The 10,089-nt window shown below is 70.2% G+C and carries 14 protein-coding genes; 6 read left to right on the top strand and 8 right to left on the bottom strand.

The annotated features are described in order from the left end of the window. The 4 genes from DMC18_RS10420 to ribH form a co-directional block, all read left to right on the top strand. Positions 1–573: RibD family protein (locus tag DMC18_RS10420; RefSeq protein ID WP_146218041.1), on the top strand; the 573-nt coding region annotated here is incomplete at its 5' end. 12 nt (positions 574–585) lie between these two features. Beyond that, positions 586–1,200 carry a riboflavin synthase gene (locus DMC18_RS10415; protein WP_110118914.1) on the top strand — a complete coding sequence of 205 codons (615 nt, stop codon included), beginning with the start codon at positions 586–588 and terminating at the stop codon, positions 1,198–1,200. Further along, on the top strand, positions 1,176–2,399 hold the full coding sequence (gene ribB, locus DMC18_RS10410) for a 3,4-dihydroxy-2-butanone-4-phosphate synthase (protein ID WP_110118915.1): 1,224 nt from the start codon (positions 1,176–1,178) through the stop codon (positions 2,397–2,399). The genes DMC18_RS10415 and ribB overlap by 25 nt, the downstream gene beginning before the upstream one ends. Beyond that, complete coding sequence (gene ribH / locus DMC18_RS10405; protein ID WP_110118916.1) at positions 2,396–2,842, top strand: 6,7-dimethyl-8-ribityllumazine synthase; 447 nt, start codon at positions 2,396–2,398, stop codon at positions 2,840–2,842. The genes ribB and ribH overlap by 4 nt, the downstream gene beginning before the upstream one ends. Positions 2,843–2,936: 94 nt before the next feature. Here ribH and DMC18_RS10400 read toward each other — a convergent pair whose 3' ends face one another. Continuing rightward, the gene (locus DMC18_RS10400; protein ID WP_110118917.1) at positions 2,937–3,710 is read right to left on the bottom strand and encodes a hypothetical protein; all 774 of its coding nucleotides are present in this window, start codon (positions 3,708–3,710) and stop codon (positions 2,937–2,939) included. 79 nt (positions 3,711–3,789) lie between these two features. Continuing rightward, positions 3,790–4,290: a helix-turn-helix domain-containing protein gene (locus tag DMC18_RS10395; protein ID WP_110118920.1), complete on the bottom strand. Its 501-nt coding sequence runs from the start codon at positions 4,288–4,290 to the stop codon at positions 3,790–3,792. A gap of 126 nt (positions 4,291–4,416) precedes the next feature. Between DMC18_RS10395 and DMC18_RS10390 the strand changes: the two genes are divergently transcribed. Both DMC18_RS10390 and DMC18_RS10385 read left to right on the top strand, forming a co-directional pair. Next, on the top strand, positions 4,417–5,226 hold the full coding sequence (locus tag DMC18_RS10390) for an SDR family oxidoreductase (protein ID WP_110118918.1): 810 nt from the start codon (positions 4,417–4,419) through the stop codon (positions 5,224–5,226). A 72-nt stretch (positions 5,227–5,298) separates the two neighbouring features. Then, positions 5,299–5,493 carry a hypothetical protein gene (locus tag DMC18_RS10385; protein WP_110118919.1) on the top strand — a complete coding sequence of 65 codons (195 nt, stop codon included), beginning with the start codon at positions 5,299–5,301 and terminating at the stop codon, positions 5,491–5,493. 148 nt (positions 5,494–5,641) lie between these two features. Here the strand turns inward: DMC18_RS10385 and dmeF are convergent, their stop codons facing one another. The 6 genes from dmeF to DMC18_RS10355 all read right to left on the bottom strand — a co-directional run bounded on the left by dmeF (position 5,642) and on the right by DMC18_RS10355 (position 9,956). After that, complete coding sequence (gene dmeF / locus DMC18_RS10380; RefSeq protein ID WP_199228581.1) at positions 5,642–6,583, bottom strand: CDF family Co(II)/Ni(II) efflux transporter DmeF; 942 nt, start codon at positions 6,581–6,583, stop codon at positions 5,642–5,644. A gap of 8 nt (positions 6,584–6,591) precedes the next feature. Next, on the bottom strand, positions 6,592–6,867 hold the full coding sequence (locus tag DMC18_RS10375; RefSeq protein WP_110121486.1) for a metal/formaldehyde-sensitive transcriptional repressor: 276 nt from the start codon (positions 6,865–6,867) through the stop codon (positions 6,592–6,594). 156 nt (positions 6,868–7,023) lie between these two features. Then, positions 7,024–7,962 carry a M20/M25/M40 family metallo-hydrolase gene (locus tag DMC18_RS10370; RefSeq protein WP_110121487.1) on the bottom strand — a complete coding sequence of 313 codons (939 nt, stop codon included), beginning with the start codon at positions 7,960–7,962 and terminating at the stop codon, positions 7,024–7,026. Positions 7,963–7,982: 20 nt separating this feature from the next. Next, a complete protein-coding gene (locus DMC18_RS10365) occupies positions 7,983–8,681 on the bottom strand; it encodes a hypothetical protein (RefSeq protein ID WP_146218040.1) in 699 nt (232 codons plus the stop codon). A gap of 73 nt (positions 8,682–8,754) precedes the next feature. After that, positions 8,755–9,312, bottom strand: coding sequence for a hypothetical protein (locus DMC18_RS10360; RefSeq protein ID WP_110121489.1), 558 nt, complete (start codon positions 9,310–9,312; stop codon positions 8,755–8,757). Next, entirely contained in the window at positions 9,309–9,956 is a 648-nt protein-coding gene (locus tag DMC18_RS10355) for a hypothetical protein (protein WP_146218039.1), read from the bottom strand. The genes DMC18_RS10360 and DMC18_RS10355 overlap by 4 nt, the downstream gene beginning before the upstream one ends. Positions 9,957–10,089: the final 133 nt, after the last annotated feature.

Here is a 10,089-nt window from a genome sequence, read left to right as displayed (position 1 = left end):
ACTGTCCGGCCGATCACCGAGCTCGCCCATGCCGACGCCACCGACCTGCAAGCCCGCGCAACCCGGCTGATCGCCCCCTTCGTCACCCGCCTGGCCAAGGGCCGGCCGTGGCTGACGATCAAGCAGGCCCTGGACGCCGAGGGTTCGATGATCCCGCCGGCCGGCGCCAAGACCTTCACCTCGGAGGCTTCCCTGGCCCTGGCCTACGACCTTCGGCGGCGGGCCGACGCGGTGATCACCGGCTCGGGCACGATCCTGGCCGACAGCCCGCTGTTCACCGTCCGCCGGGTTCCGGACCCGCGCCGCAAGCCGCGCCGCCTGGCGATCCTCGATCGTCGGGGCCGCACGCCAAGCGCCTATCTCGACGCGGCCCGGGCGCGAGGCTTCGCCCCCAGCCTGCACGGCGACATCCCGCAGACGCTGGCCGCCCTCGCCGAGGACGGGGTCATGGCGGCCCTGGTCGAGTGTGGCCCAACCCTGCTGGCCGCCTTCCTCGAAGCGGGCCTGTGGGACGAGCAGATCATCATTCGCCAGGGCCCGGAGGGCGACGCCGTCACCCGCGTCCTGGCCTGAGAAGGAGACCCCATGTTTTCCGGAATCGTCGAGCGCCTCGGGCAGGTGACGGCCGTCGAAACCGTCGCCGACGGCGCCGTGCGCCTGACCCTGGAGACGGGTTTTCCCGACCTTGCCCTGGGCGAGAGCGTGGCGGTCAACGGCGCCTGCATGACCATCGTCGAGAGCGATATGAGCGGCCGCGCCCAGGTGTTCGTCAGCGCCGAGAGCCTGGCGCGCACCAACCTCAAGGCCCTGGCGGTCGGCGGCTTCGTCAATCTGGAACGGGCCGTGACCCTGGCCACGCGGCTGTCGGGACATCTCGTCCAGGGCCATGTCGACGGCGAAGCCCGCGTGGCCTCGATCGTCCACGAGGACGGCGCCTGGAAGACCCGCTTCGACCTGCCAGCGGCCCTGGCCCCCTACTGCGTCGAGAAGGGCTCTATCGCCCTCAATGGAGTCAGCCTGACCCTCAATGCGGTGGAGCCGGTCGAGAACGGCCGCTTCGCCGTCGGGGTGACCCTGATCCCCCACACCTGGACCCACACCAACCTGCAGCACGCCGCGCCCGGCGACCCGATCAATGTCGAGGTCGACGTGCTGGCCAAATATGTGGAGCGGCTATGTCACGCCTCCCTGAACGCCTGAGCGTAGCGCTGGAGCGCCTCGAGACCGGCGGCATGATCATCCTCGTCGACGACGAGGACCGCGAGAACGAGGGCGACCTCGTCCAGGCCGCGCAGTTCGCCGACGCCGCCGCCGTGGCCTTCATGGCCAAGCAGGCCAGCGGCCTGATCTGTCTGGCCATGGCCGCGCCACTCATCGACCGCCTCGGCCTGCCGCCGATGGTCGCCGACAACCGCACGCGGCGCAGCACCGCCTTCGCCGTCTCGATCGAGGCGACGGAAGGCGTCGACACCGGCATCTCGGCCGCCGACCGGGCGCGGACCATCCAGGCGGCGGTGGCGGCGGGCGCCTCTCCCGCCGACATCGTCTCGCCGGGCCACGTCTTCCCGCTGCGGGCCGTGCCCGGCGGGGTGCTGGCCAGGGCCGGCCACACCGAGGCCTCGGTCGAGCTGGCGAAGATGGCGGGCCTCACGCCCGCGGCGGTGATCTGCGAGATCATGAACGACGACGGGACCATGGCCCGGGGGGACGATCTGGCCGCCTTCGCCCAACGCCAAGACCTGCCGATCCTCAGCATCGCCGAGCTGCGCGCCCACCTGATCGCCGCCGATCCGCCAGTCGAGGCGGTGGCGAGCGCCCGCCTGCCCACCCGCCACGGCCTGTTCGAGGCCCGGGCCTTCCGCAGCCGCCTCGATGGCGGCGAGCACCTGGCCCTGGTGCGGGGACCGCTGACCGGCTCGCCGCTGGTGCGGGTGCATTCCGAGTGCCTGACCGGCGACGCCTTCGGCTCGCGCCGCTGCGACTGCGGCGCCCAGCTGGACGCGGCGCTGGCGAAGATCGACGCATCCGGCAACGGCGTGCTGGTCTATCTGCGCGGCCACGAGGGGCGCGGCATCGGCCTGGCCAACAAGATCGCCGCCTACGCCCTGCAGGACCAGGGGCTGGACACCGTCGAGGCCAACCACGCCCTGGGCTTTCCCGAAGACGCCCGCGACTACGGCCCCGCCGCCGCCATCCTGCGGTCCTTGAGCGTCTGCGAGGTCCGCCTGCTCAGCAACAATCCGCGCAAGGCCAGGGCGCTGGAAGACCTGGGCGTCGCCGTGCGCGAGACCCTGCCGCTGGTCGTTCCGCCCGATCCGCTCAGCGCCGGCTACCTGGCCACCAAGCGCGCCAAGCTCGGCCACCGTCTTTCCGTCCCGCCTTCGAGGATCCCCGCATGACCGCTCCCCGCTTCGCCGTAGCCATCAGCCGCTTCAATCCCGAGGTCACCGGCGGCCTGCTGGCCGGGGCCCTGGCCGAGTTCGCCGAGCGCGGCGCGCCGGTCGCGGAGGCCGACGTCTTCGAGGCCCCCGGCGCCTTCGAGCTGCCGCTGATCGCCCAGGCCCTGGCGAGGACGGGCCGCTACGCCGGGGTCGCGTGCCTCGGCTGCGTCATCAAGGGCGACACCGCCCACTTCGAGTTCATCAGCGCCGGCGCGGCCTGGGGCCTGGTCAGCGCGGGCCTGGCCACCGAGACGCCGATCGCCTTCGGGGTGCTGACGACCTACACCGACGAGCAGGCGGAACTGCGCAGCCGCGACGACGCCGGCAACAAGGGCCGCGAGGCCGCGGCGGCCTGCGTCGAAGCGGCAACGACCTTGGCGGCGATCCGCGCGGCGGCGTGAGGTAGAAGCCCCCTCCCCCAAAGCTCGTCATCCCGGCCGTAGCGAAGCGGAGAGCCGGGATGACGAGCTTTGAGTTGCGAGGTTTCGGGCCCTCTCAGGCGTAGGTCACGTTCTCCAGCGAGAACACGAACGGCTTGGCGTCGGGCCCCTCGCCACCGCCGGTCATGACGATGTCGGCGCCGGCCATGCCGATCAGGTTGATCTCGGTGTTGACCTGCTGGACGACGGCGCTGGTCAGCGGCTCGCCCTCGCGCACCTGCGAGACCGCGCCGATCCAGATCGTCGGCTTGAAGGTGAAGATCACCTGGCTGCCGGGAAAGAGGGCGCGGGTCTGGACATAGGGCTTGCCGGCCCGGAACACCGTGACCCCGACCGAGCCCTGGGGCAGTTGGTTGATCACCCCGAAGGCCTCGGGCGAGGTGGTCTGGTCGGTGAGCTGCAGGCTCTCGCCCGAGTCCGTTCTGGTCACCGTGGCCACCTGGCCGTTCTCGATCGCCAATTGCGGCGAGACGTTGCCCCAGGCGTCGATCACCCCGATCGTCACCGCCGCCGGCCAGACGAAGGGATGGCTCCAGCCGGGCGCGCAGTTCTGGATCACCAGCCAGGCGGACGAGGCCTCGTCGGCGGCCGGGGTCACCGGCTTGCCGAACACCAGCACCTGGGTTCCGGGGCCGCCGTTGGAGCGGTTGACGAAGTTGAGCTTCACCGCCGGGCCGGTCGAAGACGCGGCCGCCGTCAGGGGCTCGGACTGGGCCTCGGGCTCGGCGGTCACGGCCGGGGCGGGCGGCGCGGCGACATCCTCGGCCAGGGCGGAGACGGGAACCGGATCGGTCGCGCCGTTGGCGCTCTTGGCGGTGATGGTGTCCATGGTCGTGCCTCCCCGGCGGCGTTTTCACAATCGAGGATAGCATACAACCAAGGCGAAAGCCGTTGGCAAGATCGCCGTTTCAGCTTCGGCCGCTCAAGACCTTCATCAGCGCCAGGCGTGCATGCACCGCCTCGCCCGCGGCCGGACCGGCGGCGTAGGCGAAGTCCGCCCCGTCGATCGGCTTGCCGCTGCGGGCGTCGACCACCACCGGCTGCGCCGTCTGGCCCGTCTCGCGATCGACCAGGCAGCTGGCGATCCCCTCCTTGGCGAGATGGCGGTTGCCGAAGGCCAGCAGCGCCGTCAGCACCGGCCCGAAGTCGCGGCCCATTTCCGTCAGCACGTACTCGTGGCGCACCGGCCGGTCCTGATAGGGCCGCCGCTCGAGAAAGCCGGATTCTACAAGCGCCCCGAGGCGCTTGGTCAGAATGTTCGGCGCGACCCCGAGGCTCTTTTCGAAGGCGTCGAAACGGGTGAGGCCGTGGAAGGCGTCCCGCAGGATCATCAGGCTCCAGACGTCGCCGACGCGTTCCAGCGTGCGGCCGACGGGGCACTGTCCGGGATCGAAGGCGCGCGTGGTCATGGACGAAAGATAGGGGCTGGCTAGCAAAATGAAAGCCGGTCACTTGCAATTCGAAAGTAACTTGCCATCTGCAAGTCACGCCGGGCCGAGCGCCGAGGCGACAACCATCCCGAGGGGATAGAGACCATGAGCAAGCAACAGTTTCCCGGCGCGGCCCTGGTGACGGGCGCCTCCACCGGCATCGGCGCCACCTATGCCGACCGCCTGGCCAGGCGCGGCCACGACCTCGTGCTGGTCGCCCGCGACGCCAAGCGCCTCGCCGACCTGGCCGAACGCCTGAAGGCGCAGACCGGCGTGAAGGTCGACGTCATCCAGGCCGACCTGACGAACGCCGCCGACCTGGCCCGCGTCGAGGCCCGGCTGCGCGACGACGCGTCCATCGACCTCCTGATCAACAACGCCGGCGCGGCCCTGGCCGGCGACTTCGTCGACCAGGACCTCGACAAGATCGACAACCTGATCCAGCTGAATGTGGTGTCGGTGACCCGTCTGGCCCATGCGGCGGCCGGCGCCTTCACGGCCCGCGATCGCGGCGCGATCGTCAACATCTCGTCGGTGGTCGGCCTGCTGCCGGAGTTCCGCTCGCCGGTCTACGGCGCGACCAAGGCCTATGTGACCTACTTCACCCAGGGCCTGCGCAGCCAGTTGCCGGAAAGCGTGAAGCTGCAGGCCGTGCTGCCCGGCGCCACCCGCACCGAGATCTGGGACCGTTCGGGAAGCGGCGGCGCCGACGCGCTGGATCCCTCGACCCTGATGGAGGTCGGCGACCTGGTGGACGCGGCCCTGGCGGGCTTCGACCAGGGCGAGCTGGTGACCATCCCCTCCCTGCCCGACGCCGCCGACTTCGCCGCCTATGACGGCGCGCGGCTGAAGCTGGCGCCGAACCTGTCGCGCGACCGTCCGGCGGCCCGCTACCGGGTTCCCGAACACGCCTGAGCCCTGGACGGCGGCGGTCCGGAACGAAAGCCGCCGCCGTCCGCTCCCCCTTCGCCAGCTGGGAGGCGCGCCATGTCCGTCATCGCCAATCTCGACGAGTTCATCCTGGAGGAGTCCGAGCACGGCATCTTCCTGACGCTCACCGCCGACGACGACCAGACCCTGCGCGTCCGCGTGACCCTCGACGACCTCGAAGAGATCATGGAGGTCATCGACGAGGTGTTCGGCGTCGAGGTCGAGGCGGCCAACGACGAGGTGGACGGGTAGGCCGCAGAAACCCTCTCCCTGAAGGGGGAGGTGTCGGCGAAGCCGACGGAGGGGGATGTAGCTTCAGAGCCAGCAGCCGCCTCAGAGGCAGCAGGAACTTCCCCCTCCGGCCCTCCGGGCCACCTCCCCCTTCAGGGGGAGGATTTGATCAGCCGACTTCCACCGTCAGGTGCCGCAGCTCGTGCACCGGGACCAGCCGGCCGCGCACGGCCTCGGCGGTCAGGCCCGCCACGCTGACGATGGCGGCGTGGGCCTGGGGCCCGACCTTCCAGACGTGGAGGTCGAGGATCCGGGCGTCGCCAGGGCCTTCGACCAGTTCGCGCACCTCTTCGGCCACGTGGTCGTCGGTGGTGTCGAGCAGGACGGCGGCGGTGTCGCGCATCAGGCCGATGGCCCAGCGGCCGATGACCACCGCCCCGACCACGCCCATGATCGGGTCCAGCCAGGTCCAGCCGAACTGACGGCCGGCGACCAGGGCGACGATGGCCAGCACCGAGGTCAGGGCGTCGGCCAGCACGTGCATGTAGGCCGAGCGCAGGTTGTTGTCGTGGCCATGCCCATGGTGCGCGTGGTCGTGGTGCGCGTGGTCATGGCCGTGGTGGTGGTCGTGACCATGGTGATGCCCATGATGGTGGCCGCCCGACAACAGGGCGGCGCTGGCCAGGTTCACAGCCAAGCCGACCACGGCGATGACGATGGCCTCCATGAAGGCGATCGACGACGGCTCGAACAGCCGCCGCACCGACTCCACGCCAACGCCGATGGCGATCACCGCCAGCACCAGGGCAGAGGCGAAGCCGGACAGGTCGCCGACCTTGCCGGTGCCGAAGCTGTAGCGGGCGCTCGTGGCGTGTTTGCGAGCATAGGCGTAGGCGGCGGCCGCCACGGCCAGGGCGCCGGCGTGGGTGGCCATGTGGAAGCCGTCGGCCAGCAGGGCCATCGAGCCGGTCCACCAGCCGGCCAGGATCTCGACCACCATCATCACGGCGGTCAGCGCCACCACCCACAGGGTGCGGCGGGCGTTGGCGTCGTGGTCGGCGGCCAGGAAGACGTGGTCGTGCTGATGCGGGGGCGCGGTGACGGCGGTCATGTCGGATCTCATTTGGAATAGCGGCGGAAGGCCTCGATCACCTCGGCCGCGCCCTTTTCGCGCTCGGCGTCTGTAAGGCCCGGAGCGGCCACGTGCTCACGCAGGTGGGCCTCGACGATCTCGTCCAGCAGTCCGTTCAGCGCGCCGCGGGTGGCGGCGACCAGATGCAGGGTCTTGGCGCAGTCGTGGTCGCCCTCGATCGCGCGTTCGATCGCCGCGACCTGGCCGGCGATGCGGCGCACGCGCTTGAGCAGGGCGTCGTTGTCGGTGGAGAGGTGAGCCATAGCATACCCCCCTATAGTATATGGGCGACCGGCGGAACCCGCTCTCTTCCGTAAAATCCCCGCGAAAGCGGGGACCCAGGTGTTTTATCGTCGAGCGCGGCGGGTTGCAGAAAAAGCCTGGGTCCCCGCTTTCGCGGGGATTTTACGGGGAAGGGGTCAGCGCCCCGAGGCCTTCACGATCTCCCCCAACCGCTCGTCGAAGGCCCGGGTCGCCTGGACCACCGTCGCCACCGAGCCCTTGAAGAAGGGCTGGGGGATGGTTTCGAAGTCATCGGTGGGCTGGTGGTATTCGGGGTGATCCTCGACGCCGAAATAAACCCACGGCACGCCCTTCTCGGCGAAGGCGCCCTGGTCGGACTGGAAGGTCCAGTTGTTGTCCTTGCCCTGGGCGTCGGTGTCGTGGCCCTGCTTGAGGGTCACCGGCGCGGTCCTGGCGACGTCGTCGAGGATGGGCTTGAGGAACGGCTGCGGCGAGGATCCGGAGACGTAGAGCTCGCCCTTGGCGTTCTTGCTCAGCATGTCGAAGTTCACCGCCAGGCCGATGCTCGCCAGCGGGACCGAAGGTTCGGCGGCGAAGGCCTTGGCGCCGCGCAGGCCGCTCTCCTCGGCGTCGAGGGCGACGATCAGCACGTCGTGCCTGGGCGGCTTTTCCTTGAAGGCCTCGGCCACGGCCAGCAGACCCGCCACGCCCGAGGCGTTGTCGTCGGCGCCGTTGTAGATCTGGCCGTTCCTGACCCCGATATGGTCGTAGTGGGCGGTGACCAGCAACGTCTTGCCGCCGCCTTCCGTCCCCTTGATCCGGGCCACGAGATTGACGCCGGTGACCGTCACGCCGTCCTTGCGCTTGAAGCGGAACGGCCGCTCGAAGCCCTCGCCGATCGGCGCCAGGCCGATGCCCTTGAAGCGCTCCAGGATATAGGTGCGCGCCAGCTGCGAACCGGGCGAGCCCACCGCCCGCCCCTGCATGGCGTCGGCCGACAGGATCCTGACGTCGTCGAGCGCCAGGTCCCCCGGACCGGCCAGGGCGGGCGCGGCGAGGCCGGCCAGGACCGTCGCGAAGACGAACGCGGAAGCGGTTGCGAAGGGCGTGCGCATCGAATTTTCCAAATGCCGGATCACTGCATGGCCTTGGCCAGCCACTGGTCGTCGGTTTGATCACCGGCCCGGCGCTCGCGCAACCAGCGGACGGTGAGCGGCGCGCCGCCGGACAGGGACTCGCTGCGCCGAGCCGCGTCGCGCAGACCGTCCAGATCGCGGACGCGGCAGCCGCCGCCGCTCATCTCCACGCTGGGCCACGGCGCGGCGGTGACCCCCGCCCCGCCTCTGCCGGACGGCGCTCGCGGCGCCGGTGGACCGCAGAGCACCGGCCAGACCGCGATCTCGACCGGCCTGCCCCGCGCATCCCGACGGGTCGGCCGCAGCACATGATAGGTGTAGCCGCCGCTATCGCCCGGCGGAGACGACAGGCTGGCCTGCAGGATCATCGGCTCTCCGGCGGCCAGCAGGTAGTCGATCCCCACCGCATCCCCCTCGCCTTCCGAAACCGTCAGCTTTCCGGCCATGCGCCCGGAGAGCAGCACGGGCCGCGCGCAGTCGGGCCACTGACCGGTAGGCTTGGCCAGATCGATCCCGCACGCCTCCTCGGGGCTGACCATCACCCACCAGCCCGCACGGGGCGCCTCGCGGGTCGCCGCGTCCTTGGCGCCGAACAGGGGCTGCGGGGAAATCACCTCGCCGCCGCAGCCGCCCAGCAGCGATGCGCCCGCCAGGGCCAGCGCCGGCCCCAACGCCGACCAGAGTCGTGGAAGCTTCATCGAGGCCCGCCATGGAATCGCGTTTCACGCTTCTCATCGCCCGGGAACACTTCCCGGTCGAGACCCGACCCAGCTACTCCCGGCCTTCCTGCGGTTCTTCATCAGGGGCCGCGTCACGAAGCCATTGGTAGGTGATGAGATCGCCATAGAGGTCGCGATCCTCGGCCGAGGCGGCCCGGATGGCGTCCTTGCCGTCGACCAGACAGGCGTGACGGACGGGGTCCCAGCGCACGCCAGGCTGCTTGGACGTCTTGCCGTCCTCGGGGACCTCGCACCAGATCGGCCAGAGGTGGAGACGCGTAACCCGCCCCCGCGCGTCACGGGCCGTAATCCCGACGCCGACATAGCTGCGCCAATGGGTCGAATAGGCCTCGTCCAGATCTATGAAGCCGCCGAACTTTTCGTCGTACTCCTGGTCGAGCCGCAGCATCGGCGGATCGCCAGGCACGAGGCGAAGCGGCATGCGCAGGATCTCGCCGTCGACCCGGCTCAGCACCTCGCCGCCGCGCACGAGCACCGTGGAACAGCCGGCTTCGTTCTTCGAGCAGCCCAGGCTCCAGACCCCCTCGCGCACCACCAGCGGCGGCGGGGGCGCGGCCACGGCGGCGGCGGCCAGCAGGGCGGCGATCATCGGCGCACCTTGGCGAAGTCGTCGGTGCGCGCCTCGCGGATCCAGCGGAAATGCATGCCGTCCTGCTGCGCCCGGCTACGCCTCGCCGCTTCCCGCACGGCCGCCGGTCCATCGACTATACATCCCCCCTGCGGGTCCTGACGCACGCCGGGCCAGGGAGCGTCATGCTCGCCTTCCGGTCCGCAGGTCACGAGATAGAGCAGCAGCGCCGTGACACCGCCTTCCGGATCGCGCCCTTCGACCTCGAGCGCGAAATACATGTGGTCGCCTTTCGACTTCAACGGCTGCGCCGGATCGTCGAAAGGGTTCTCCGGCAAGCGGGTCTGCACGATCAGCGGCACGCCATCGACGACAACATAGGGCCATGAAGCCCAATAATAGCGTCCGACGCGGGCGTCCTCCTCATGGAGCGACAGGGCCTCTCCCCGGCGCACGAGGAGGGTGTCGCTTTTGGCGCAGCGCGGCCACCCGGCCAGCGGGCGTTGACTTGGGATCCGGCAGTCCTCGCCCGAGGCTACCCACAGACCCTCGCGCAAACGCGGCGCGTCGCCGACATCGGCCGGACCGAATATCGGCTGGTCCGTGGTAAGGGGCGAACACCCGCCCAGTCCCATCGCGATCGTCGCCGCGACCACTACCGCCAACCACCGCATTACGCCCACCTCACGTAAGATTCACGGATGCGTGATCGTTGCGTGAGATCGCGTTATCGTCAAGCGCGATCGACGGCGGGCGCTCGCCCCTGCGTCGATTGCACCTGAGCGCGACAACCGTCAT

The sequence above is a fragment of the Caulobacter sp. D5 genome, assembly GCF_003185805.1.
Classification (GTDB): domain Bacteria; phylum Pseudomonadota; class Alphaproteobacteria; order Caulobacterales; family Caulobacteraceae; genus Caulobacter.
This window is presented reverse-complemented; position numbering and strand designations above follow the sequence as displayed.

Coding starts and splice junctions, on each gene's coding strand:
- DMC18_RS10415 (WP_110118914.1), top strand. CDS start 586: ATGTTTTCCGGAATCGTCGAGCGCCTCGGGCAGGTGACGGCCGTCGAA.
- ribB (WP_110118915.1), top strand. CDS start 1,176: ATGTCACGCCTCCCTGAACGCCTGAGCGTAGCGCTGGAGCGCCTCGAG.
- ribH (WP_110118916.1), top strand. CDS start 2,396: ATGACCGCTCCCCGCTTCGCCGTAGCCATCAGCCGCTTCAATCCCGAG.
- DMC18_RS10400 (WP_110118917.1), bottom strand. CDS start 3,710: ATGGACACCATCACCGCCAAGAGCGCCAACGGCGCGACCGATCCGGTT.
- DMC18_RS10395 (WP_110118920.1), bottom strand. CDS start 4,290: ATGACCACGCGCGCCTTCGATCCCGGACAGTGCCCCGTCGGCCGCACG.
- DMC18_RS10390 (WP_110118918.1), top strand. CDS start 4,417: ATGAGCAAGCAACAGTTTCCCGGCGCGGCCCTGGTGACGGGCGCCTCC.
- DMC18_RS10385 (WP_110118919.1), top strand. CDS start 5,299: ATGTCCGTCATCGCCAATCTCGACGAGTTCATCCTGGAGGAGTCCGAG.
- dmeF (WP_199228581.1), bottom strand. CDS start 6,583: ATGACCGCCGTCACCGCGCCCCCGCATCAGCACGACCACGTCTTCCTG.
- DMC18_RS10375 (WP_110121486.1), bottom strand. CDS start 6,867: ATGGCTCACCTCTCCACCGACAACGACGCCCTGCTCAAGCGCGTGCGC.
- DMC18_RS10370 (WP_110121487.1), bottom strand. CDS start 7,962: ATGCGCACGCCCTTCGCAACCGCTTCCGCGTTCGTCTTCGCGACGGTC.
- DMC18_RS10365 (WP_146218040.1), bottom strand. CDS start 8,681: ATGAAGCTTCCACGACTCTGGTCGGCGTTGGGGCCGGCGCTGGCCCTG.
- DMC18_RS10360 (WP_110121489.1), bottom strand. CDS start 9,312: ATGATCGCCGCCCTGCTGGCCGCCGCCGCCGTGGCCGCGCCCCCGCCG.